This is a genomic window from Hyphomonas atlantica corrig. (genome assembly GCF_017795365.1).
GTDB lineage: Bacteria > Pseudomonadota > Alphaproteobacteria > Caulobacterales > Hyphomonadaceae > Hyphomonas > Hyphomonas atlantica.
The window spans coordinates 3,131,072-3,154,952 of sequence record NZ_CP051254.1; the positions used below are offsets into that span (position 1 = coordinate 3,131,072).

A 23,881-nucleotide genomic window follows, 5' to 3' on the forward strand; every position below is an offset into this window, starting at 1 on the left:
GTGTTCGCGGCGAACCTAGAGATTTTGCTTGGCGTTGCAACCGCAAAGCCTGCAAATCAGCTGCGCTCGGCCTCCAGAACGCAATGCGCCGACAGGGATTCCACAGTTTCCTCAAAACGCGCCGGCAGCAGGCGTTGCAATTCCGGCTTGTCGATCTGGTCGCAATCCATCAGCGACAACACCATCGCCGTTTCGTCCTGAATCGTTTCCATATAATCCAGCGCATCCTGGCTCGCCCCGGCTTGGCGCAGCGCCGCTTCATTCTCGCGGGCGGCGATGTGGCGAACCGTCAAATTCCAGGCGAGCGGAAGAATATCATCAATCCGTTGCGTGTGTTCCAGCGCGGTGGGCCAGTCTTCGTCCAGTATGTGAATGAAGCCGATATTCTCTTCCGTATAGGCGACGCCCACCTGCGTTGCGCCGCGTTCAGCGCGGATGCGGGCTGCAATGCGCAGCTCTGACAAGGCCTCCTGCAACGCCTCTTCGTAGAGGCGCCCTTCCGGCAGTTCGCGCTGCGCCGCCAGCGCGACCAGTGTTGTGCCGACGCCATGATGCGCCATCTGTTCCTGTTCCAGAGTGATGTCTTCGGAATCCGCCCCAATCAGATGTGCCGCCTCGCTGAAAGCGCGATAGGCCAGCAAGGCGTCGCCGCGCTTGCGCAGACACTGGCCCTTCCAGATCAGCAGCATCGGCGCGTCAAGATCGCGCGCCGTCGCCTGGTTTACATAGTCCACCACGGTGGAGCATCCCTGGCTCCAGACCAGTGACGCCTCATCTGCTGCGCGGTACTCCAGCATGGCCAGCCCCGCAGCGCCCATTGCCTGATCCGACAGGGCCTCTGCATCCATCAAACGTTCAAACGCAGCGCGTACATTTGCGGAGTCCACTTCTCCGCCCCAATCATCCAGAGCGGCCTGCAGCAACTGGTGCTCCTCATCCCTCAGCAGGCGGACATCCCCCTCATCCGCACGGAGCACCATGCTGACCACTTGCGAGGTGACCTCGTTCATCGTCTTGCCGAGCACATGGCTGCGCGCAATGTTCACAGCGCGATCTTTGTAGGCAGCGATCTGACGCGCCGATCCGGCCTGTTGCAATTCTCTTGAAAGCTCGGCCTGCCTGCGCGCCGACTCATTTTCCTCGCGGATTGCGACGAGTTGAGCCTGTGTCGACTCGCGCTGTCGACTGGCTTCTCCTGCGACGATGCGGAGATTGATCTCGTTCAACCGCGCCTGATGGGCGTACTCCGATTTCAGCCCCTGAAGCGCGACATAGAAATAGATTACGCTGCCCACAGCAATCACCGCTGCCGTGACGAGCAAGACCGCCAGGGCACGGATCAGGAAGCGGAAAGCCTTCTGCTCTCCCTGCAACTCGCGCAGCAGGTCAAGCGAAGTAACCGGCGAAGTTCCGGATTCTGATTGCAGGCTCATGCCCGGCTCCTTTCAGAGAGGATTGGCGTTTCGGCGCCATCCCAGACGGTTTCACCAAAGACGGGTTCCAGCAACAGACGCAAACCGGTGTCCTCGTCACCTTCGCGAATGAAGGCCTCCGCCACGAGCAGCTTGATCCGCATCTGCCGCTTTCGCCAGATGCGCAGCGCTGCGCCAATGGCGGTCGCGACGAAGAAATTTGACGCGCCAATCATGCGTTCCGGATTATCTGCGAATACGTCCGCGCCGAAGGGCAAAGGGTATTTGCCAAGCAGGGTCGACAGGAAGACGCTGAACGACACGACCGCCATGAAGATCGCCCCGGTCAGCAAGTGACGGTCCAATCTGGCTTCTGCCTTGAGCTCGGACCGGTGATGGCTAATCAGGGGGCTGATGGTCTTCATCGGTTAATCCCTGTCCCGTGCGACCCGGAATCCGATCCCGTCATCGCGGCCCGTATCCGGAAATGCATCACGGATTGCGGACCGAACATAGGAGGGCACCTTCTCCCAACTGCCGCCCCGGACTGCACGGGAGCGACAGCCACGCTCATCATAGACCGTCGCCTCACCAAACCGGCCAAGATAGCTGCGCACGCTACAATCAGCGGTCCATTCGGCGACATTGCCGTGCATCTCATGCAGGCCGAAGGCATTCGGCGGATAATAGCCAACCGGCATGGGTCGGCGGGGCCAGACGCCTTTCGGACTGTCATTGTAGATCCGCCCGGCATTGAAGTTCGCCTGTTGGTCCGTCAGCGTATCGCCGGTGTTGAAAGCAGTCGTGGTGCCTGCGCGCGCGGCATACTCCCATTCTGCTTCGCTCAGCAGGCGATAGGGCTCCCCATCGACGCGAGTATTCAGCCAATCGACATAGGCCATTGCCTCAACCCAGGTGATATTGATCACCGGCAGACCCGGCTGTTGCCATTGGTCACTGCGGGTCTCATTCGCGGCTTCGTTTCCAACGCAGCCGCCGCCTTCGACACAGGCGGTCAGATCGGCCCAGCTGATCTCAGTTGCGGACGCGGCAAAGGGCTTGATCGTGGCGCGCCATTGTGGGCCCTCATTATCCTTGCGTTCTTTCTCGGTTGCCGGGGAGCCCATCATGAACTCTCCGCCCGGAATGGCGACCATTTCCGGACAGTCTGTGCAATCGCGAAACTTGCGTTCGGCGATGGCACCACCGGCATCAGCCGCGGTAAAGGCCGCGCCGCGCAGCAAGGTGGACACGCTGGTGAAGCCGGGCGCGGCATTCACGGCGTTTGGCACCTCGGCCACGTCACCGGCGCTACGGGCGGCTGAGCCGCGTGCCCCATGGGCCGGCAATTGCGCGCTGGTATTGGTTGGCACGGGCTGGGGCGCCGGGCCGCCATCACAGCCGGCAAAGCAGAAATCCGCACCTGTCAGACCGGAATTGTAAAAGGGTGTCTGCAACCCATTGGTCGACTGGTTTACCCGATCTGCCACGCGCTTGAAGACTTGTTCGGCAATCAGGTTCTGCTGGCCAATCGTCTGTGACAGCGCCATCGCAAAGGTCGAGTTCTCGCCCTCGCCATCATAGGCGACATAGCCCGGCGCGGTGGAGTATGAAATCAACAGGCCGCGCGCCGGCTTCACCTCGGCCAGCCCGCCTGCTGCACTGCGCGTTGCGCTTGGCAATGGATTGTCGCGGCAGGCGTCCAGAATGACGAAATTCACCGCATTCCCGGCATGCTCCACATAGCGCAACGCGTCGCCGAGGCGCGGGGCCTGTCGCCAGATATCCTGTTCCGAACGGGCGTTTGCATCCACCGGCACCAGATAGTTCAGGCCCTGCGACTGAACCCCGTGCCCAGCGTAATAGATCAGACCAACAGAATCGGAGCCGCCCGCCTTGAGACGCGCGCCGTGATCGGCAAAGGCCCGTTCCATCTGGTCTTCCGTGCCATCTATGACCAGGTCTACCGTAAAGCCCACCTTGCCGAGTGTTTCGGCCATCAGGCGTGCATCCCGCGCCGGATTGGGCAGTTGCCAACCGGTCTGCTGATAGCTGGAATTGCCAATCACGAGCGCGTAGCGCGGTGCTTGTTGACTATCCGCCAATGCGACGGGCGCCAGGATAAGGCATAGAAAGGCTGCAATTACGGTCCGAAGCATTGCGGGCGTCCCCTTCCGCTGGTTGCTCAATGCGTCCCCCGAGCACAGCATTAACTAACCCCAATTCCCGGCACGAGAAAAGGGGGCAAGCCTGCCCTTCAGCTGTGAAGCCTGTTTCAGCCGCTTTGCGGACGGTTTGCCGTTTCGGGGAGCAGCGCGAGAACCTTGGCCTGTCCGACCCAGTCATCGCGCAGGATACGGCCCTTGAAATGCTCCAGCTTGTCATCGACCCACTGGATCTCGTCAGGGCCCCATTCCGAAATCTGCCAGAAATAATAGACGCCGATCTCATTCAGCAATTCAGCCAGCATCGGGCCAATACCGTTCACGCGCTCAAGATCGTCTTCCTCCCCAAAGGCCGCTTCGACCAGCAAATTGGCCTGGTCATCCGGGCGCATGGCCTGACGAACAGGGTCCTGGCCGCGAATGATCTCGATCTTGTGGACGGTCGTGGTCGTCTCCGGTTGTGGGGCCGGAGGCGGCGGCGGAGGAGGTGGTGGTGGCGGGGGAGTCGCCGGAGTTTCCGTTGTCGTTGTGGTTTGCGTGAATTGCGCCTGGGACAGCGGAACGCGCTGAGAATAATCAATATCTGTGCGCGAATAGGCGGTTTCCTGAAGCGTACGCACCATGTGATGCATCGCCGCCATACCGTACTCGATTGAAGTCAGCCGGTCTTCGACCGCCGCCATATTGAGGCGCGCCTCCATCTTGCGGAGCGAGTTCGTGATTGCCGACATGTCGGGATCCTGAAGCCCGACCACCATCTCCTGCAGCGTGGCCAGACGGCGCTCAAGCGAGGATGTGTCGGATGTGGACTGAATGTCGACGCGCATCGTGGCCAGCGCGGAATCGAGTGTCGCAAGGCGTGCCTGCAGTGGTGACAGGTCCACAGGTCCACGATCCATACTGGCGACATGGGCCTCAAGTGCAGCGAGCTTCGAATGGAGGGCGGCCGTACCGCCTTCCAGATCGGCCAGCTTGTTATGCGTAACGCGGACATGATCCGGCGAAGTCTTCAGGTCGCGTTCTATCTGACGCAAGGTTTCCGTGACCGGGCCGAGATCCACGTCCGGCACAGTGATCTGGCTGATCGCGGTTTCAAGCTTGGCGAGGCGGTCGCGCAGGCTGTCCACATCCGGCACACGCAGCGAGGCAAGAGACGAAGACAGTGTTTGCAGACGGATGGTCATGCTCTCATTGTCAGCCTTGCGCTGGGCATCCAGCCGCTCGGCGAATTCGGCGAGACGGGCTTCCATCTGGCCAAAATCCCCGCGGATCGGATCAAGATCCGTAACCGGCACATCAAGATTCTCGAGTGCAAGTTCAAGGCGCGCAAGGCCGCTATGGATTGGGCCGAGATCAACTTCAGGAATCTCCGGAAATGCTGGTATCTCAGGCATTTGTGGCATCGCCGGTGGCTCTGTATTGACCAGCACGTTTACACTGTCTTCGATGCGCGACAACCGGGCTTCCAGACTGTCCAGATCTGTATTCTTCAACTGGCCCACAGCCATGTCGAGATCAGCGAGCCGCGAGATAACCGGGTCAAAGCTTGAGCCGCTATCGGCAAGGCGGGTTTCAATCGCCTCCAAACGCGCATTCACGGGTGAAATGTCTGGCGTCGGAATGTTTCTCAGACGATCACCCAGACTGTTGATATTGGCGTGGAATTCATCCCGCGTGACCGGCGAAGGCATGGCAGAGAGCCGCTCCTCGATCGCGGCGAAGTGTGCCAGCAAATCGTCACGCGTCACGCCGGCACGCAATTCCGACATGGCGCTATTTTCCATCAACTCTTCATAGGACTCGGTGACGTCCTCGTAGCGATTGCGCATCCACCAATAAACCAGAGCTGCCCCCGCCAGCGCGGCAAGCAGCATGAGCAGCAAGATCTGGATGAGAAGAAACCACATGATGTTTACTTTCAGGCTAGCTGGTGGAATTCATTCCGAGACACGGATCACCCGTATCTCGATGCGTCTGTTCTGGGCGCGACCTGCCGCAGTGGAGTTTGGCGCAACCGGGCTGGCATCGCCATACCCCGTTGCGACTAGTCGGCCAGATGGCACGCCCCGCGCGATCAGTGCATTGCGCACCGCTTCGGCGCGCGCCTGACTGAGCTGGCGATTGGTTTCCGGCAGACCGGTGCTGTCTGTATAGCCAGCGATGCGCAGAGATCCCGGGCATGCGCGCACGGCTTCGGCGACATCATCCAGCAGGCCAGCGCTTGATGCGCCGATCACCGCGCTGGATGACTGGAATTCAATGCGCGCATCGCCCAACAATTCTTCAAGTGAACTTTCACAGGAGCTGACCGCTTCGCGTGAGATGACATTGATCGCCCCGACCTCCCCTAACGGGATCGGCTCTAGGGCAAGCTTGCGTGTGGCGGCGGCTTCGGCGCCCGGAAGCTCGCAATCAAGCGAAAATCGGTTCGTGGTAAACGCAGACACACCGCGGTCGCACTTCGACACCGTGTTTAGGCCGCGCATGGCGACTTCCAGGAAACCATCGGCGACGGGCTCATTATTGATCGACAGACTGTCCTGAATGGAAATTACGCGCGGCGGGTCGATTTTCGTGCGAGCGGCTGCGACGACTTCCTGACGAATTTCCGTGTTCGGCATATCGCCATCCAGTGTCAGCACACCATCCGCCACACGAAACGACCAATCCGTATTGGGGCCAACGGCACCTTCACCCAGAAGGCTCCAGTCGAAATTTTCTCGAATGCGCGTGACCGGCCTAGCCGATCCGAACAAGGCTGGTGCGCGCGCTTTCCTCACTGCGTCGACTGCAGCGTCCGCGGCTTCACGGCTGGGAGGACGCCCTTCGAGCGTGATCCACTGGCCAGAGACACGAGACCGGGCCCAGCTGGCATCAGCGTCAACCAGCGCCTGCGACGCGGTCCGCTGGGCGGTTGCCTGCACCACACCAAACGCAAAAGGCCAGATCGCGAACAAAAGGAGGAGCCCCAAAGCGGCCAAAGGAACCACGGCGTAGGGCACGAATGGCAAACGTTCTGCCTCAGCGCGCCGCACCTTGCGCGTGCGCATGAACCGGCCTGCAGTGCTGCTACTGTCGGTCAACCGGCCACCCTCTGTTCACGCGCCAAAAACACCCCTCCCGAAACCGGGTCGTGGGTCAAATATTAAACGAAACAAAGGGCCGCAACAACATTCCGATCCCGAAATGAAACGTTGCTGGAGACAATATTGCTGTCAATTACTGCAAAAACTCAGCTGTCGCGCGATTTGTATTCAGGCCGGTCAACTGACACGCGAACGGCGGACTTACTTGCCCATATCGTCGGGAATCGTCTGATCCATGGTTTCTGCCGGATGGCAGCAGGACGGTCCGCTGACAATTCGCGCCGGAACGCCTGCCACAGTGCACTTCGCTGGCACGTCTTTCAGCACCACACTCCCCGCTGCGACCTTGGCCTCGTCACCGATATGGATGTTGCCGAGAACCTTCGCCCCAACGGACAGTAGCACGCCCTTGCCGATCTTCGGATGGCGGTCACCCACTTCCTTGCCGGTTCCGCCGAGCGTGACACCGTGCAGCAATGAACACCCGTCGCCGACAATCGCCGTTTCACCAATCGTGATGCCCGACGCATGGTCCAGCATGACAGCCGTCCCTATGCGGGCGGCTGGGTGGATGTCCACGCCGAACAATTCAGAAGCGCGGCTCTGGAAATGGAAGGACAGCGTTTCACGCCCTTCACGCCAGAGCGAATGAGCAACGCGATAGGTCTGAAGGGCAAGGAAACCCTTGAAGTACAGGAAAGGCTGCAACATGCCGCGGCAGGCAGGGTCGCGCTCAAGGACCGCTTGCAGGTCGTCTTCAGCGGCCTCGACCAGTGCATGGTTGGAATCATAGGTATCGCTGAGAATCTGGCGCACCTGCTGTGTGCTCATGACCGGGCTTTTCAGCTTTTCAGCGAGATGGAAGGAAAGCGCCTGACACAGAGTTGAGTGCGCCAGGATGGCAGAGTTCAGATAGCTCGCCAGAGCAGGCTCGTCAGCAGCCGCAGCGCGGGCTTCGAAGCGAAGGCGATTCCAGGCTGGTGCGGGTGCACCGATATCCGGATTGTCTGGCATATCTCTTCCTTCCAATGCCTGTCTTTCCGACATGGGCCACTTTTGCCCAAGTGCAAGTCTTTGACCTGCCCTATTCGGCGGGTATTTCCTGACGGTTAAAGATCCGGCGAAACGTTTTTTGCACAGGTTTCATGGTCGTGATGCGGAATACGGCCGGCGTGAAATACAGCGCCAGAAGCGCGGATCCACTGACTCCGCCGGAAATTCCCGCTGCCAGAGGCATCCAGAAGGAATCCCCCGTCAGCAGGATCGGCACAAAGCCCCCCATTGTCGTCAATGTCGTCGCCACAATATGGCGCGTCGCATCCACGACAACTTCACGTTGGGCAATCACGTCATCCGCCATTGCAGCCGGATTCGCCCTGAGCAATGACAGAACGACGATAGAGCCGTTGATCGCAATGCCGAACAGGCCAAGGCCGCCGATGATGGCATTGAAGCCGAACGGCAGATTGAATAACCACACCCCAAAGAAGGCATAGCCAAGCGAGAGAAATCCTGACGCCAGCACCAGCAGCATCATGCGGAACGAATTGAACACCAGCATGATCGCCCCGGCCATCACCATGACAAGTGGGACACCGACGGCGGCGAGATTTCCAACAGCGTCGCTGGAATTCTCTGCTTCGCCCCCAATCACGACCTCATATCCAGCGGGAACATGAAACCCGGTTTCCTCAAACCGCGCCTGATAGTCCGCAAGCACAGGTGCTGGCAGTGTGTATGGATCCAGATAGGCGAGAATCTGGTTCATGCGCTGGCCATTGCGGCGCGTGATCACCGCGGTTTCGGGCACAAGCGTCACCTCGCCCAGGGCAGAAATCGGCGTACCAGAGCCGGTGCCGACTGTGGCTGATCGCAAGTCCGTCATCCCAGACCTGCGCGACATCGGCGCAATCACTTTTACCGGCAACTCTTCAGTCCCCTCCAGCACGGAGCCAGCCCGCACGCCTTCGAGTTCCGCGCTCAGGTCTGCGGCGATATCGGTGAGGCGTTCACCAGCGAGAGCCGATGCGGCTTCGTCAGCCTGCAGGCGCATCGTGGGTGCGCCCAGTTCCAATGACGCGACCGTGTAGGTGATGCCGGGTGTTTGTCCGAGAACGTTGCGAATTTCGTCGCCAATCATGTCCAAAGTATCAAAATCATTCCCCATGACGCGTAGCTCGATCGGTGCGTCAGCGGGCGGGCCCTGCTCGAATGGCAGCGCCAGGAAGCGCGCACTTGGAAACTCCTCCCGCACCATGCGCTGGACTTCGCCGACTATCTCATGCGTGCGCTCATTTGAATCGAGCTGCACCCAACCTGTCGCAAAGCCTTCAACGCCTTCCGTATTGTTGAGAACATTATAGTAGACGCGCGGCGAAGGCTGGCCGAGCACCCAGGTTACATCTTCAACACCCTCAATGGCACTGATCATGTCGGTGGCGCGATGAACCACATCGACGGTGTCATGAATGTCTGCCTCGGCCGACAATTGGAACGTCACCTGAAACTGGTCGCGCTCCGTTTGCGGAAAGAATTGGGATGGCAACTGCCCGACGAGCCAGAAACCGAAAATGGCCGGGGCCACACCAATCGCGATGCCCAGCAACGGGAAGCGCAAAATGGCCTCGATGGAGGCGCGGTAGCCATCCGAAATATAGTCATTCATCACGCCATCCCGCCACCAGCGGCGCGGGCGTTTTGCGTGGCCAGTCTCCCAGCCGCGCTTGCGGTCGAACCAGCCGGCCATCGCCGGGATCACGGTAATGGAGATGAGGAAAGATGCGGAGATCGCGAACACAACCGACAGGCCGATCATGCCAACAAACTCGCCCGCGCCGCCCGGCAACAGGGCGATGGGCGCAAAGGCAAGCGCTGTGGTCAATGTCGACGCTGCAAGCGGTGCGGCAAGGTGACCCAGACTTTCCCGAATAGCCTCGAAACGGTTCTTGCCCTTGGCGCGCAATTGGTCGAACTCGTCGACCACAACGATGGCGTTATCGATCAACAAGCCAAGTGAGATGACGAGCCCCGTCACAGACATCTGGTGGAGCGGGTGGCCGAAAACGCTGAACAGGATCAGCACAAGGCTGACCGTAAGCGGAATGGCCATGCCAACAACGATGGCGGACCGCCACCCCATCGTCACGAACAGCACGAGCACAACGATAAAGGCCGAGAACAACAGGCTTTGCGCCAGGCCGTTCAGGCGATCATTTGTGTAGAGACTCTGATCAAAAACAGTCTCTACTTTCAGCCCCGGTGGCGCTGACGCCGCGAATTCATCGGCGATAGCGCGGGCGCTTTCTGCCCATTTGTCCACGCGCTGTCCAGGCGAGATATAAACGCCGACTAGCACAGTCCGAAGATTGTTTTCATAGGCCTGCTTTATGGACGGATCAGCATACCCCTTCTCCACCCTTGCGACATCCGCCACGCGGACGGCCGAGCCGTCAGGCCGCTGCAGAAGCGGCACCTGGCGCACGCGCGAGATGCCATCAAACTCACCGCCGACCTCGAGGCCGATTGTGCCACCCTGCCCGCGTAGGCGACCAGCTGGTGTTTTGCTATCGGCCGACGCGATAAGGCCCGCGGCCTCACGGAAAGACAGCCCCGCTGCCGACAATGCCTGCGGATCGACGACCACACGAACTTCTTCTTCTGGCAAACCGTAGGTTTCCGTTTCCTCGGTGCCGCCAAGGCGTTGGAATTTGTCTTCGAGGTCCAGTACAAGCCGGCGCATGACAGTAAGGGGAGGCTCTCCCTCGCCTGTCCAGGTCAGACCGACGACCAACGTCGCAGCGCCCACATACAGTCTTTCAACCTCAGGCGATCCGACGCCGGATGGGAATTGGGCCTGCGCCTCTTCCACTTGCCCCCGGATCAGCGTCCAGGTGTCATCGACCTCGCCTTCAGTCAGGTCTTCCCGGATCTCGATCCGCACCTGTGAAAAACCCGCGCGGCTGGTGGATGTCACGTCTTCAATCTCGGCCAACTCCATGAGAGCCGCTTCGACGGGTTCCGTGACGAGCGCCTCAACCCGTTCAGCGTCCGCGCCGGGATATGGCGTCAGCACGAAGCCATAGCGCTCGATCAGGGTCGGGTCTTCCTGACGCCCCAGCGTCAGCATCGCGCCAAGCCCACCGATCAGGACAACCAGGATCGCGAGTATGGCAAGGCGCGGCAGTTTGAAGAAAAGCGTCGACATGAGACTTAGCCACCATTCACGGCAGCAGCACGGTGCACGTCGCGCGGCTCAACCGGCAAGCCCGGCACGATGCGCTGCAAGCCATCGGTTATGACTCGCTCGCCCGCTTCGACAGCGCCGCGAACAAAGGCGCGATCACCATCCGTATGCACCATTTCCACCGGACGGGTTGCGACCTTCCAGCCCGACCCGCTCGGCTCTGCTACATAGATTGTCCATAGTCCGCGCGACGCGGTAGACAAAGATTTGACCGGCACCCAGAAGCCCGGCTCATCAATGTCTCTCTGCATCGTCAGGCGCACAACAGTTCCTGACGCAACCTGCCCCTTGTTCTCGATTTCAAAAACGGCTGCGACAGTGCGCTGCGCCGGATCGATCACGCCGGTGACACTGCGCAAAATGGCCTCGACTGTTCCAACATCGGTCTTGAGATCATAGGTCTCTCCAGGTGTCAGGCGGGCGGCGCTGTTGGCAGGCAGTCCGATGCGAGCTTCCAGACGCCCCGCCTCGACCAGATCCAGCACAGGCTGGCCAGCGCCGGCGATGGTGCCTTCGTCCGCCATGCGGGAAGTCACCACGCCATCGAAAGGTGCTGTGATGCGAGACAGATCTATCTGCACGCGGTAAATGTCCGCCTGCGCCTTGGCTGCTTCAACACGTGCGAGCGCCGTATCTGCCTGCGCCTCAGCTTCGTCCACCGCTTGCTGGGAAACATGCCCCTGCATCTTCAGTTTGCGTTGGCGCTCGACCGTACTCATGGCAAGCGAATGCGCCGCGCGCGCCTCTTCGACCACGGCATTTGCCGAAGCCAGTTGCGCACGCAGGCCGCGCGTATCCAAACTGGCAAGGATGGTGCCGCGCTGGACACGGTCGCCAACATCCACGGCAATCGATTCAATCCGACCACCTGTCGAGAAGCCAAGCGCGCTGTTACGTCTGGCTTCGGCGAGACCGGAATAGGCCTCGTTCAATGTGAAGGCCGTGACCAATTCGACCGGCGCGACCTGAACGGTCATCGGTGTAGGAGCAGCCCTGGCAATCTTCGGCCCTTCTTCGCTACGCAGGCGCGTCGCCGCGAGCACAAGACCGACGCAGACCACCACCAGGATCAGCATGAAGATCAGCCCCTTGATGGCTGTCGGTCGCTTGTCGCGCGACACATCTCCGATATGCGGGTTTGTCTCTGTCATGTTGCTTGTCCTGAGAGGTCGCCGTTTTCACTCGCGACTGCGGGTTTCAGCAGGCTGCGGATCTGCAGGCTTGCGTGGAATTCTATGAAATCAGTTGCCGACATAGGCGTTTCGTCCGGCACGAGTTGATGGAACTTTGGAACGTGGATCAATAGTTGCGCAAGTCCATGCGACCCAGCCCAAAGAGACTTCGCCGCGATGACCGGGTGCAGCGCCGGGTCGAACACGCCAAGTTCCTGCCCTTCGCGCACCATGCTGATCAGCACACCGAAAGCCTGCCCTTTCTGCGACGCCACAAACCCGTCCCACGACAGAATTCCGGCACCATTTTCAGGCAGATCATTCTGAATGCTGGAAAATGCGGCCGCGTAGTGGAAAGGGCGTGTCACCGCGGTTTCGACATATGTTGCGACACACGCTTTTGCACGCTCGAGAAACGGACGGTCGGCGCTGGAACTGTTGTCGACCTTTTCCAGGAGCCGCTCGAAGAACGCCTCCTTCAACTCATCAATGAGTTCTTCCTTGGACCCGAAATATTTGTAGATCGCAGAGGGCGAATAATCGATCTCGTCCGCCAAACGGCGGATCGACAAACCTTCCTCCCCCTCCTTGGCAAACACGCGCTCGGCGGCGGAGATGATGGACTCCCGCACGCGCGACCGGCGACGGTCGGCTGGCGTCTCTTCGGGGGCGTCATCTGTCTGCATTTGACCCAATCTTCGTGCAAAGCGTTCAGAAAGTGAACACTGTTCACTCTTGTACGCTTTTCGGGACCCAAGCTCAAGACGGCAATTGTTAACAGGCGGCTTTAAGTGGGCCTCACGCGAGCCTATGTTGCCGCCATGACAAAGCGATTCCCCCCCGCCCCCGCCATCGGAACCCCAATGCTGGCAACACGCCCAAGCGCGGAGGCGCGGCAATTGCTGGCCCGGCGACGTTCGGCGGGAAAACATTTCATCTCCGAACCCGGGCCAACGCCAGACGCGCTGGATGAGTTGCTGGAGATCGCCGCTCGCGTACCGGATCACCGCAAGCTGACGCCTTGGCGTTTCATCGTGTTCGAAGGCGACGCGCGGGCAGACTTTGGCCAGGAACTGGCGCGCATTCGGGGCGAGGCCCTGGAAGATGCAGAGTCACAGGATTTGATGGAGGCCGCAGGTCTGTTCCTGCGCGCACCAACCGTGGTGGCCGTCATTTCCTCACCAAAGGAAGATGGGCGTACCCCAATTTGGGAACAGGAATTGTCCGCTGGGGCCGTGTGCTACAATTTGCTGCTCGCCGCCAATGCCAGCGGCTGGGCGGGCGCCTGGCTCAGCGAATGGCCAGCCTTTGACAAGCAGGTCGCCGAAGCACTCGGCCTCACTGGTAAAGAGCGCGTCGCCGGGTTTATCTATCTCGGCACATCAAAGATCGACCCACCCGAACGTGGACGCGCCTGCATGGCGGATATCGTCACGCGCTGGTCGCGCTAGCCCCGACCGCGATAAGAAGCAACGCCGGTGTCGGGCACATAGAGCCCGGCTGGCACCTCGCCAGATTGCCAGAACACGTCGATCGGAATGCCGCCGCGCGGATACCAGTATCCGGAAATGCGCAGCCACTTCGCCTCGGTGAAGTCAAAAATCTTCTTGCCGATAGACACCGTGCATTCCTCGTGAAACGCGCCGTGATTGCGGAAGCTGGTCAGGTAGAGCTTGAGGCTCTTGGATTCGACCAGCCAATCGCCCGGCGCGTAGTCGATGACAAGGTGCGCGAAATCGGGCTGGCCCGTCACCGGACACAGGGACGTGAATTCCGGCGCAACAAAGCGTGTGAGATAGAGCGTGTCGGCATGCGGATTTGCCACCCGCTCGAGCTCTGCTGTCTCGGGGCTTTGCGGTTGGTCGGTTTGCTGGCCGAGTTGGCCCAGCCCCTGATAGATCGGATTGTCAGCCATATTAAAGGATCGCCGGTACGGGAATGAGATTGAAGGTCAGCCCCATATAGAGCGCATATGCGAAAAGGAGAACCGCTCCCTCCCAGCGCGCAACCAGCTTGCCGGAAATCGCAAAGACCACCATCAGCGCGACGGACAGAAGCAAAGCGGCAATATCGCCAACACTGATCAGGCTATGGCTGATGCCGAACGACATCGCATCTGTCGTTACATCGCCGGTCGGTACGCCGCGCACACTGAATGGATGCACCAGTGCCGTTACGCCCAGAATGCCGAGAATATTGAAGATGTTCGAACCAATGATGTTACCGAGCGCGACATCCGCCTTGCCCCGGAAGGCCGCAATAGCCGATGTGGCAAGTTCAGGCAGGCTGGTGCCGACAGCGACAATCGAAAGACCAATAACTGTCTCGCTGATGCCGAAATCCCGCGCGATGACGACACCGCCATCAACCAGCAGCTTTGCCCCGATGACGACGCCTGCCAGGCCCGCAACCGCGATGAGAATGCCGAGGAGAATGCCATAGTTCGCCTCGACGATTTCGCCCTCCTCCGCATGCATGTCCGCCGCCTTGTCGCCCGCAGTCCGATCCGCGATCAGCGAGAAGGCGATATAGGCCAGCAATGCGGCGACCAGTACGAAGCCGGCAAGGCGCGAGAACAAATCAAACCAGATCAACGTACACAGCACAGCCGTCACGATCACCATGATGGACGTATCCCGCATCAGAGCCCGCGGGTTGGTGATGATTGGATGAATGACGGCCGCTACGCCCAGAACAAGAAGGACATTCGCGATATTGGAGCCGACAACGTTTCCGACAGCGATCCCCACCGCCCCTTCACTGATGGCTCTCAAGCTGGTGACCAACTCAGGAACCGATGTGCCGAAGCCAACCAGCGTTAGCCCGATCACGAGTTCGGAAATGTTGAGCTTTCGCGCAACGCTCACGGATCCGCGAACCAGCCCTTCCCCCCCTATGAACAAGAGAATGAGGCCGCCCAGAACCATCAGATATGTCATGAAAATCCCCGTGGGAAAGAATGAAGCCTTGAATATGGTAAACCACGAATACGAGCGCAATCTGACCCATGCTGAGATTTTCGAGGACCCTTCCGACCGCCCAAACGTACAAAAAAGCAGATATCCGGGGAGGCGCGACAAATTTCAGCAATCTTGTTCACCGTACACTCAGCTCAATGGCGCACATATCTCAATGGATACGCAAGGATCACACGGAAGATGGTAAATCGGGCGATCCGCCCCGCGCAGAATTCAGCCCGGCCTTTCGGCAGGATCGCTGTCTGCTGCCTGGCGCTCAGCCTGGCCCCTGCCTGCGCCTATCTTCCATTCACTGATAATGGCGAAACGACCGGCTCAGGCAACACGACGATTCCGGTCAAAATCGAGGGTGTACCGAAACAACTGGAAAGCGGCGCGCTCAAATCCGTCGAGATCCGCGCAGGCGAACCAACCAGCCTGCTGGACGTGAGGCGCCGCGCAACCCAGGCCGCCAGCGCGCTGGAAGAATATCTCGCGTCCGAAGGTTACTTCATGGCGGTGGTCAGCCCGGACCTTGTGGAAGACATGGATATGCGCCCCCAGCTCGACGTGGACGTTGGCGAGCGCTTCACCATCGCCGAGATAAACCTGTCTGGTACGGAGACTTTACCAGCTGACGTTTTGGACAAGCTGAGCATCGCCTCTGATGAACTGGGTATCGGCACATGGGCCGCAACCACTGACATCGAGGAATTGGAGCGACGGCTCGTCACTGAGCTCCGTCGTGAAGGGTATGCCTTCGCGGAAAGCGAAGGCATCGACGCGCTTGCCTCCCGCGCCGACAAAACGCTGGAGCTGACCTACCAACTCGTTCCGGGACCACGCGTCCAACTCGGCGAACTGAGCATTCCGGAAGGCCTGGAGACGAAAGATCGCTCGATTGAAATTCTTCGCAATTGGGAACTCGGCAACTATTACACTCCGGAAAAGGTGGAAACGCTTCGCACCCGCATACGCGGGACAGGACTGTTTGATGGTATCGGCGTCCAGATCCAGGAAGATCCGGCGGCGGATGGATTACATCCCGTTGAGCTGCAATTGTCCGAAGGCAAGCGCCGATCCATCGGCGCAGGTATCAGCGTTTCAACATCTGAAGGGGTCGGCGCCACAGCGAGTTGGGAACGCCGCAATCTAGCCGGCGTTGGCGACACGCTCGGTGTCGATGCGCAGATCGCGACTCTCACAAGTGGTCTGACACTGAGCTATGATCGTCCCAATATTGGCAGGTATAGTCGCGACTTTTCTGCAGAGACAGGCATCCGCGCAGAAGAAACAGATGCCTACGACCTGCAGGGCATCAGCGCCACGGCAAGCCTGTCGCAACCGTTCAACGACCACTTCACGCTATCTGCGGGCGCGACCATCGATGCGACGCGCTCGACGGATTACGAACTGCGCGCTGCCGGCGAGGACGATTATGAGGAGCAGGTCACCTTCTCTTTCCCGCTAGGCGCAACCTACGACACGGTGAAACGACCGTTGGACCCTCAATCCGGCAATCGTGTTTCGCTTGGCGTCGAGCCCGGCGTCTCTGTCGGCGATAGCGAAGCGCCCTTCACGCGGATCACAAGTTCGGCGTCAACCTATCACAAGATCTCGGAGCGGCTGGTTGCCGCTGTGCGCGCGGAGGTCGGGACGTTCCTCGGCGAAGACGATGTACCGGTCGATCGCAAATTCTATGCGGGTGGCGGCGGCTCTGTCCGTGGCTTTGAGTATCAGTCCCTTTCCCCGACCGATGCGGACGGAAACATCATCGGGGGTGACGCGATGTTCGCCGCATCAGCCGAGCTTCGCTGGCGCAAATCAGAACGTTGGGGTTATGTGGCCTTTGTCGATTCCGGCTCTGCGGCCGGCTCTGTGGATGAAGCCATCGGCGAGATGCGAACGTCGGTCGGCTTCGGCGTGCGCTTCTACCCAGGTTTCGGGCCGGTACGGTTTGACATTGCAACACCTCTGGATCGCCGCGACGGTGACGACCCCGTGCAAATCTACGTATCTATCGGACAGGCGTTCTGATGGCAGCGTTTCACTCCCTTCTTGGCATGGTCCGTAGACGTCGCTGGCTGATGGCGGCGCTGTCAGTCTTGCTCGTCCTGTGCACAATTCTGATTGCCGCACGCATCTGGATTGCCTCCAACGGTGGTCGCGCTTTTTTGGAGGCACAGATTGATGGTCGAGAAGCCGGGCCACTTGGAACGGTAGTAATTGATGGGCTGCGCGGAGATCCGCTGGACCAGATGTCTGTTGCACGTCTGACCATATCAGATGAAGATGGGGTATGGCTCACCGCCGAAGGCATAGACCTTGCCTGGTCGCCCGCGCGTCTCGTATCCCGAACAGTGAAGCTGGACCTGATAGGGGCGGACAGGATCAATGTCATCCGTCGCCCGATCCTCAGCCAACGCGATGAACGGAACTCTTCCGGCTCCAGCAATTGGGCAGTGTCGCTCGATACGCTGGCGATTGACGAGTTATTACTGCAGGAAGGCGTCGCAGGCCCCAAGGCGGCCTTTGAAATTGATGGCAATTTGCGCCTACCAAAAACGCGGACGTTTGAACTCGCGCTCACCGCCCTGCCCCTTGAAGGCGCTGGAGACAGGATAGATGCGCGCCTGACGCGCAACGCTTCGGGGGCTTTCCGCATCGATGCGGACATCGAAGCACCAGCCGGCGGAACAATTGCCACCCTCACCAATCTGCCAGAAGGCGAGAACGCCACCCTCACCGCGCGCGCCAGCGGCACGCTTGAATCCGGGGATGGCTTTGCTGAACTGAAACTGTCAGATGCGACAGTCGCCGAACTCACCGCCAAGATCACCGATGGCAATCTGCGCGCCAACACAACCATCAACGCCGAGCGGTTGCCCGTATCAGACCGGGTCAGACAACTTGTCGGACAATCCGCGCGTGTCACGCTGGACGCCGAAACCGGAAAGAAAAAGGCACCTTTTGAGCTATCGGCGAATGTTGCCTCAGGCACACTGTCCGCCAACGGCACTTATCGGAGTGGCAAACGTGATCTTGATGGCCCACTCAATCTTGATCTTTCCTTTACAGGTTTTGAGACGCTCACTGACTTTTCCGCAGACCTGACTTTCACAGGTCAGCTAGCAGACCCGCTGGACATACCTACACTGGCGGGCGACGCGATTCTGAATCGCCGCGATGGATCCGATCTCCCGTTTGACCAGATTAGCGGGCCGGTGAAGATTCGCTCGAACGAGCAGACAATTCAATTTGAAGGACAATTGGCCGGCAAAGGTATTCTGAAGTCAAACCCGACGGCCCTACGAATTCTGGGAAAAACGCCGAGTGTGCAGGTAGCTGGGGAATACGACCGGACTTCTGGCGAACTGAGCTTGTCTCCCTCCACAGCTCGGCTCGAGCGCGGCAGAGCGGATGCCAGTGGAAACGTATCCACTCGAGACAAGACACTCGACCTGCAGGTCAAACTGCAAAATGTCTCGGGACTGCTCTCAACTGCCCCGGACCTCTCCGCGGGCGGCCTTCTTGCGCTGAACGGCACATTCGACGCACCGAACATTTCAGCAGATCTCCGCATCCAGAATATTGATGCTCTGAACGCAATCGCCGTCGATGCGCTGGGTGCATCTGCGCGGCTGCGAGGTGACATTCAGAGAAAGGGGAAGACGTTTGTCGTTCGCTCCGCATCGCTCGAGGGGAGCAATCTCAGCGCAACGGGCTCAGGCAGGTTTGCAGCAAGCGACACAACCGATCTGGTAGTCCAGTTCGCGCAAAGCGACGCGCTTTCGATCTCTGGCACGCAGATACAGCTTCGCAACGGCACAGTCCTATTGACCGGCTCGAATGGCATTGACGCAGTTCGCTTCGCATCTTCCGGCGGCCGCCTCGCGCGGGACAGTGTTGAGATTGAAGGCCTTGAGACAACGATCAAGTTGCAGAATGAGGACAATTCCTGGGCGGGGCCGGTTGAGCTGGCAGGCCAGATGGGACAGCAGCCTGTCGCGGTGAACGCCACCGCCTCTTGGGCCGATAGCGTGTTCGCACTCCGAAACATATCATCCAGATACGACACCGCCCAACTCAGCGGATCGCTGGTTTACGGAGGGGACATTGGGCTCGACATGAACCTGAATGCCACCGGAGACAGATTCGCATTTGAGTCTCGACGGGTGGGCCTGTTCGATGTCGCCGTTCAAATTCGGCGCCCTCCAGAGGAAGACGCTTCAATCATCGCATCTGGCGACGTGCGTGACGTCTGGCTATCCCCTTCATTGCGCTTCGATTCCGTAACGGGGAAGATCCAAAACGCTCCGGAAGGATACAATTTCGCCGTTCAAATCGAACGAGACCATGATGCCCGGCCGACATCACTGGACATGCTTGGATCAGCAGACTTCGCAGCCGATTATCCTAGCGGCCAGATCGAGTTGGATGGCACACTGCTTGGCGAAGCAGTTCGTTCGGTCCAGCCTGTCAGCTGGCGCTTGGGAGACACGCCATCCATCGAGGCGAACCTCGCAATGTTCGGCGGATCGATTGAAGCCCGCATTGAGGAAGACACACGCACGCCCCGAATGAAGTTCGAGATCGCAAACGTCGACCTGGCCCCCGTGATGGCATCGGCAGGCATCGCCACCCGGCGCGTGATGGTAAATGGCCGTGGCGACTTCCTGCTATTCGGCGCGAACCCGGAAGGTCAGTTTGACATGGAAGTTGAAGGGCCGCTCCCCGGCCTGGAACGGTCCCTTGCCATCGAACTGGTCGGACAGTTGCGCGGCCAGGCCCTGACGATTGAAGGGGCCGGGGATTATGGAGACCTTCGACTCGCTGGCGCCGCTTCATTGCCCGTATCCGCCAATCCGGACGGGATTGCGCATCTCAATATGGACGCCCCGGTAAAAGGAACCGCCAACCTCAATGGAGATCTATCGGATCTGCGATCCCTCGCACTTGCCTATGGCCACGACATCGGCGGAATAATCGACGCATCAGCCAGCCTCAGTGGACCACTCAAATCTCCGCAATTCAGCGCCCACGCGGATTTGAGCGATGGCATCTACGAATTTGGCGCAACCAGTCTTCGGCTCGTGAATTTGAGTCTCGAAGCGGCATATGGCGACAATGAGCTACGACTGAATGGATCAGGCGACGGCGCGGACGGCGGCTCCGCGAAGATCCTTGGAATATTGTCCCGTGAAAACACAAATCTCAGGACCGAGTTTTCGGATTTGCTGCTCTACAATCGCGACGGCGACTCTTTGCGAGCGGATGGCGACATTTCGCTAACCGGAGACGCGGTATCTCGCACAGTGAATGGCAAGCTGGACATCGAATCGGCAGAATTCAATCTCGACAATCTTCCCTCATCGAAAGCCCAAGCGATTGACGTGCGATGGATGGAAGACGGCGAGTTCGCAGCCGGCGAAAGCGAATTCCGCCAGTCCCTGGCGCTCGATCTGGCCATCACAGCTGACCGGCGTGTCTATATCGACGGGCGCGGCCTTGAAAGTGAGTGGAGCGCCAACCTGAAACTGACCGGAACGGCAGCTGACCCGCAACTTAACGGACGCGCCAGTATGCGACGCGGAACACTTGCCCTGGCTGGCCGCCCATTCGTCTTTGACAGTGGGACAGTTTACTTCGATGGGCCCATCCAACGCGCGCGACTGGACATCGAAGCCGAGCGAAGCGTCAACGGTTTTGAAGCGACGGTCGCTTTAACCGGCTCACCGATGCGACCCGACATCGAATTGAGCAGCACACCGGACTTGCCGGAAGACGAGATTCTTTCCCGCCTGCTCTTTGGCCGCTCATCGGTCGACCTGTCCGCACTCGAAGCAGCGCAATTGGCCAATTCAATCGCGCAACTGAGTGGCAATAGCACGGGATTCGACCCGACCTCCGAGCTCCAGGCAGCGTTGGGCGTAGACCGCTTGTCGTTTGGCACGAGTGAAGAAGGAACCGCCCAAGTAGGTGTGGGACAATACATCGCGGAGGATGTATATCTCGAGTTAAACTCAGCAGGCGCCGCAGGAAGTTCCGTTGAGGTTGAGTGGGAGCCAAGACCTCAAGTCTCGGTTACTTCAGAAACTACTACAGACGGAGAGGCAAGGCTCTCTATAAAGTGGAAAAAAGATTACTGATCGTTACGCAAGTTTAATCCACCTATGGTGGCGACCGCTGCGCCCTATCATGGATTAAACGAATTACACAAAGCGCTGCTTTATATGGGTTTTTTCATACCCCAAAGCAGTTCAGTATTGGATTCATAATCGGAGCGTAATACGTAAGTCTCAGCGCATTACATTTTTGGGGGTAACGGCAATCTTGCTATAACACCCTTTGCGCGAAAACTTGTCACCTCTGATGGATATATGGAGAGAGCAGATCATGAAGCAATCTACTTCCAGAGCCCCAACGGCAGTCGATCAGATGGTTGGCGAAAAAATCCGAAGACTTCGTCTGGACCGTAATTTGACTCTTGCCGAACTCGGCTCCGAGCTGGGCATCAGCCATCAACAGCTGCAGAAGTACGAAACCGGCACAAATCGCCTCAGCGCCGGCATGCTCGCGAATGTTGCGGATGTTCTCCGCGTTTCCATTGCCAGCCTGTTCGAGGACGAGAACGCGGACGATAGCAAGGATGCCGATCCTTCCGCCAAGGTGCGGGCAGAGTGCCACTCCTGGATTGATCGGACGCCGTCCAAGGAACGCCTTAGCATGATGGCAAAAGTTCTGCGCGTTATGTCGACTGACTAAGTCCGACCCAACGGCGACCTCAACCTAACCCACTGCACGATTTTTAGCCGCGGGCTCTTGGCCGGTGGCAGACAATTCACTCAGTTCTTTTGGGTGGAGGAAGTCATCCGTGAACCAAGGCGATGCATCCTTGGCGAACAATGACTTGATCCACTCGATCATGAGATTTCCAAGAGGCGTGCGACGCGTCTGGTCGGTATAAGCGATCCAGAACTGGATCGGTGCCACTTCAGACATATCCAACGCCATGAGGTCCGGGAATACTTCCTTGTGATATGTCGGCAGGAGGGCGATTCCTCCGCCTTGGCGACAAAGCTCGATCATGGCGCTCGCCGAATTCGTCACGAACGCAAAGTCGATCATCTTCTTCAATTCGCCCGCTTTCGGCGCCCATCGCTCGACTTGGCGCACATACGATTCGTGCAAGATGCAGCGATACTGATAGTACTCAAAAAGGCTCGACGGCAGCGTTTCCTGCGCATCCAGATAATCCTGAGAAGCAAAGCCGATATAATGAAGCGTACCCAGCTTGTGAGAGATAATCTCAGGATCCCTCGGCTCGGTGAACTGGATTGCAATATCGACTTCGTCGTTCAGTAGATCAGGCTCCTGCTCCTGAACATGCATACGAACCTGCGCTTTCGGGTGCACCTTCTGGAATTGCGCGAGACGTGGCGCAATCCAGTACGGCCCGACACCATCGCCAGTTCCTATCGTGACGCGCCCCTCTGAGCCATCACTCTGGCCAACAGCCTCGCTCAGCACCTGATTTGCCGCATCTTCCATTTGCCGCGAATAGCGCAGGACGATCTTGCCGGTCTCAGTCAGCTCCATGCCTCGCGTCGACCGCGTGAACAGCTTGCTGCTGAGGAACTTCTCCAATTCATCCATCTTGCGGCTGACGGTCGGCGGCGACTCATTCAGACGAGCAGCGGCAGCCGTCATGCTACCCATCTCAGCCACTACTTTGAAGACGCGGAGCTTGTCCCAATCGATCCGACTCTGGCTCATGACGCCCCCCCCAACTTTTGACGATTAGCGCTAGTAGATACACCCTATAGTTTATTGAAGGAAAGGGTAATCGTTCAGTTTCCTTCCGCCCCAGAAAACCTAGTGATTACTAGCAACTATGTTTTAGTTTCCGCCGCCATATGCAAATCCATCTCACGAACAAAACGCTCTAGTGAGGATTGTTGGCACAGCAACCAAGCTTCGTGAACAGAGGCATCTATTACTCCCCCAACTAGTCGAGCGGGAACTTCGAAGCCCTGAGTATACGCTTCATTCGTGAACTGATTTTTAGAAGAAAAATGCAGCTTCCGTGAAAAATAGTCTGCATTCTGCCACAAAACCCGCATATCCTTGCAGCATTATGTCAAAGTCAGACCGCGTGACGAATGGCTCCAACTTCCAAGGCACGGACGATCAGTTCCGTCCGGTTCCGCGAACCGAGCTTGTCCCCAATAGACTTCACGTAAATCTTGATTGTCTCGGGAGACAATCCCAGCTCGCGAGCCATTTCCTTGTTCGTCATTCCGCCTTGAAGCAGTCCGAGGACATCCTGCTCGCGCTCAGTGAACCGAACACTCACCTGGCGATCATGGGCCATTACGCCAAATGACCGGGTCTTCTCAGAGCCTTCATTCTTGCAAATGTCCCGCACCGCCCGGACGAACTCATGACCTAAAATACTCTTTGAAATGAAGCCATTAGCCCCACCCTCAAGGGCTAATTCGATCTCACCTCTCGAGGCAATACCCGAAAGCGCGATCAACTTTACATCCGGCATGATCTCACGAAAGTTCGCGAAGCCTGATGGAAGAGCCAAGCCGGGCATTCTGATATCAAGCAACGCAACCGCAGTGTCCGGATTGTCGTACAAGGAGCGCACTGCACTCGCGTAGTCTGATGCCTTCACGACCTTTGCCACGTCAGGCCACATCTCCAGCAGGCAGGACAAGGCGTCCACAAACAAGCTGTGATCATCAGCCACAAGAATCTTCATACCAGTTTTACTAGTCACAATATTCGGTCCGATCAGATTATTGATGATGCGCTTTGGTCGCCCATCGTCCCCAAGA

The 23,881-nt window shown here is 58.6% G+C and carries 17 protein-coding genes; 4 read left to right on the forward strand and 13 right to left on the reverse strand.

The window, feature by feature from the left end:
• Positions 1 to 56: 56 nt before the first annotated feature.
• The 9 genes from HF931_RS15005 to HF931_RS15045 all read right to left on the reverse strand — a co-directional run bounded on the left by HF931_RS15005 (position 57) and on the right by HF931_RS15045 (position 12,764).
• Positions 57 to 1,433 carry a hypothetical protein gene (locus HF931_RS15005; RefSeq protein ID WP_273240821.1) on the reverse strand — a complete coding sequence of 459 codons (1,377 nt, stop codon included), beginning with the start codon at positions 1,431 to 1,433 and terminating at the stop codon, positions 57 to 59.
• On the reverse strand, positions 1,430 to 1,837 hold the full coding sequence (locus HF931_RS15010; protein WP_273240824.1) for a hypothetical protein: 408 nt from the start codon (positions 1,835 to 1,837) through the stop codon (positions 1,430 to 1,432). The genes HF931_RS15005 and HF931_RS15010 overlap by 4 nt, the downstream gene beginning before the upstream one ends.
• Before the next feature lie 3 nt (positions 1,838 to 1,840).
• The gene (locus HF931_RS15015) at positions 1,841 to 3,571 is read right to left on the reverse strand and encodes an SUMF1/EgtB/PvdO family nonheme iron enzyme (protein ID WP_273240825.1); all 1,731 of its coding nucleotides are present in this window, start codon (positions 3,569 to 3,571) and stop codon (positions 1,841 to 1,843) included.
• Positions 3,572 to 3,687: 116 nt separating this feature from the next.
• The gene (locus tag HF931_RS15020) at positions 3,688 to 5,484 is read right to left on the reverse strand and encodes a hypothetical protein (protein ID WP_273240828.1); all 1,797 of its coding nucleotides are present in this window, start codon (positions 5,482 to 5,484) and stop codon (positions 3,688 to 3,690) included.
• 30 nt (positions 5,485 to 5,514) lie between these two features.
• A complete protein-coding gene (locus HF931_RS15025; protein WP_273240830.1) occupies positions 5,515 to 6,627 on the reverse strand; it encodes an OmpA family protein in 1,113 nt (370 codons plus the stop codon).
• 237 nt (positions 6,628 to 6,864) lie between these two features.
• Positions 6,865 to 7,677, reverse strand: a complete 813-nt coding sequence (cysE, locus tag HF931_RS15030) for a serine O-acetyltransferase (RefSeq protein WP_035550192.1) — start codon at positions 7,675 to 7,677, stop codon at positions 6,865 to 6,867.
• A 70-nt stretch (positions 7,678 to 7,747) separates the two neighbouring features.
• The gene (locus HF931_RS15035) at positions 7,748 to 10,867 is read right to left on the reverse strand and encodes an efflux RND transporter permease subunit (RefSeq protein WP_273240832.1); all 3,120 of its coding nucleotides are present in this window, start codon (positions 10,865 to 10,867) and stop codon (positions 7,748 to 7,750) included.
• Between the two features lie 5 nt (positions 10,868 to 10,872).
• Complete coding sequence (locus tag HF931_RS15040; protein ID WP_273240834.1) at positions 10,873 to 12,057, reverse strand: efflux RND transporter periplasmic adaptor subunit; 1,185 nt, start codon at positions 12,055 to 12,057, stop codon at positions 10,873 to 10,875.
• Positions 12,054 to 12,764 (reverse strand): TetR/AcrR family transcriptional regulator, encoded by a 711-nt coding sequence (locus tag HF931_RS15045; protein WP_051602566.1) that lies wholly within the window; start codon positions 12,762 to 12,764, stop codon positions 12,054 to 12,056. Before HF931_RS15045 ends, HF931_RS15040 begins: the two co-directional genes overlap by 4 nt.
• Before the next feature lie 177 nt (positions 12,765 to 12,941).
• On the opposite strand from HF931_RS15045, the gene HF931_RS15050 reads away from it, so the two are divergent.
• Positions 12,942 to 13,529: a nitroreductase family protein gene (locus tag HF931_RS15050; protein ID WP_273240836.1), complete on the forward strand. Its 588-nt coding sequence runs from the start codon at positions 12,942 to 12,944 to the stop codon at positions 13,527 to 13,529.
• On the opposite strand, the gene queF is transcribed toward HF931_RS15050, so the two are convergent.
• Entirely contained in the window at positions 13,526 to 13,993 is a 468-nt protein-coding gene (queF, locus tag HF931_RS15055; RefSeq protein ID WP_035550130.1) for a preQ(1) synthase, read from the reverse strand. The genes HF931_RS15050 and queF overlap by 4 nt on opposite strands.
• Position 13,994: 1 nt before the next feature.
• Positions 13,995 to 15,017: a calcium/sodium antiporter gene (locus HF931_RS15060; RefSeq protein ID WP_273240838.1), complete on the reverse strand. Its 1,023-nt coding sequence runs from the start codon at positions 15,015 to 15,017 to the stop codon at positions 13,995 to 13,997.
• Positions 15,018 to 15,236: 219 nt separating this feature from the next.
• Here HF931_RS15060 and HF931_RS15065 point away from each other — a divergent pair, with 219 nt between their 5' ends.
• The 3 genes from HF931_RS15065 (at position 15,237) to HF931_RS15075 (ending at position 21,800) form a co-directional block, all read left to right on the forward strand.
• Complete coding sequence (locus tag HF931_RS15065; protein ID WP_273240840.1) at positions 15,237 to 17,072, forward strand: autotransporter assembly complex protein TamA; 1,836 nt, start codon at positions 15,237 to 15,239, stop codon at positions 17,070 to 17,072.
• The gene (locus tag HF931_RS15070) at positions 17,072 to 21,184 is read left to right on the forward strand and encodes a translocation/assembly module TamB domain-containing protein (RefSeq protein ID WP_273240842.1); all 4,113 of its coding nucleotides are present in this window, start codon (positions 17,072 to 17,074) and stop codon (positions 21,182 to 21,184) included. The genes HF931_RS15065 and HF931_RS15070 overlap by 1 nt, the downstream gene beginning before the upstream one ends.
• Positions 21,185 to 21,431: 247 nt before the next feature.
• Positions 21,432 to 21,800, forward strand: coding sequence for a helix-turn-helix domain-containing protein (locus HF931_RS15075; RefSeq protein ID WP_272981609.1), 369 nt, complete (start codon positions 21,432 to 21,434; stop codon positions 21,798 to 21,800).
• A gap of 24 nt (positions 21,801 to 21,824) precedes the next feature.
• Here the strand turns inward: HF931_RS15075 and HF931_RS15080 are convergent, their stop codons facing one another.
• Both HF931_RS15080 and HF931_RS15085 read right to left on the reverse strand, forming a co-directional pair.
• Positions 21,825 to 22,811 carry a LysR family transcriptional regulator gene (locus HF931_RS15080; RefSeq protein WP_272981610.1) on the reverse strand — a complete coding sequence of 329 codons (987 nt, stop codon included), beginning with the start codon at positions 22,809 to 22,811 and terminating at the stop codon, positions 21,825 to 21,827.
• A 370-nt stretch (positions 22,812 to 23,181) separates the two neighbouring features.
• The gene (locus HF931_RS15085; RefSeq protein ID WP_273240845.1) at positions 23,182 to 23,793 is read right to left on the reverse strand and encodes a response regulator transcription factor; all 612 of its coding nucleotides are present in this window, start codon (positions 23,791 to 23,793) and stop codon (positions 23,182 to 23,184) included.
• Positions 23,794 to 23,881: the final 88 nt, after the last annotated feature.

What these genes read in the sequence shown, in the direction of transcription:
- HF931_RS15005 (WP_273240821.1), bottom strand. Translation starts at nt 1,433, where the DNA reads ATGAGCCTGCAATCAGAATCCGGAACTTCGCCGGTTACTTCGCTTGAC.
- HF931_RS15010 (WP_273240824.1), bottom strand. Translation starts at nt 1,837, where the DNA reads ATGAAGACCATCAGCCCCCTGATTAGCCATCACCGGTCCGAGCTCAAG.
- HF931_RS15015 (WP_273240825.1), bottom strand. Translation starts at nt 3,571, where the DNA reads ATGCTTCGGACCGTAATTGCAGCCTTTCTATGCCTTATCCTGGCGCCC.
- HF931_RS15020 (WP_273240828.1), bottom strand. Translation starts at nt 5,484, where the DNA reads ATGTGGTTTCTTCTCATCCAGATCTTGCTGCTCATGCTGCTTGCCGCG.
- HF931_RS15025 (WP_273240830.1), bottom strand. Translation starts at nt 6,627, where the DNA reads ATGCGCACGCGCAAGGTGCGGCGCGCTGAGGCAGAACGTTTGCCATTC.
- cysE (WP_035550192.1), bottom strand. Translation starts at nt 7,677, where the DNA reads ATGCCAGACAATCCGGATATCGGTGCACCCGCACCAGCCTGGAATCGC.
- HF931_RS15035 (WP_273240832.1), bottom strand. Translation starts at nt 10,867, where the DNA reads ATGTCGACGCTTTTCTTCAAACTGCCGCGCCTTGCCATACTCGCGATC.
- HF931_RS15040 (WP_273240834.1), bottom strand. Translation starts at nt 12,057, where the DNA reads ATGACAGAGACAAACCCGCATATCGGAGATGTGTCGCGCGACAAGCGA.
- HF931_RS15045 (WP_051602566.1), bottom strand. Translation starts at nt 12,764, where the DNA reads ATGCAGACAGATGACGCCCCCGAAGAGACGCCAGCCGACCGTCGCCGG.
- HF931_RS15050 (WP_273240836.1), top strand. Translation starts at nt 12,942, where the DNA reads ATGCTGGCAACACGCCCAAGCGCGGAGGCGCGGCAATTGCTGGCCCGG.
- queF (WP_035550130.1), bottom strand. Translation starts at nt 13,993, where the DNA reads ATGGCTGACAATCCGATCTATCAGGGGCTGGGCCAACTCGGCCAGCAA.
- HF931_RS15060 (WP_273240838.1), bottom strand. Translation starts at nt 15,017, where the DNA reads ATGACATATCTGATGGTTCTGGGCGGCCTCATTCTCTTGTTCATAGGG.
- HF931_RS15065 (WP_273240840.1), top strand. Translation starts at nt 15,237, where the DNA reads ATGGTAAATCGGGCGATCCGCCCCGCGCAGAATTCAGCCCGGCCTTTC.
- HF931_RS15070 (WP_273240842.1), top strand. Translation starts at nt 17,072, where the DNA reads ATGGCAGCGTTTCACTCCCTTCTTGGCATGGTCCGTAGACGTCGCTGG.
- HF931_RS15075 (WP_272981609.1), top strand. Translation starts at nt 21,432, where the DNA reads ATGAAGCAATCTACTTCCAGAGCCCCAACGGCAGTCGATCAGATGGTT.
- HF931_RS15080 (WP_272981610.1), bottom strand. Translation starts at nt 22,811, where the DNA reads ATGAGCCAGAGTCGGATCGATTGGGACAAGCTCCGCGTCTTCAAAGTA.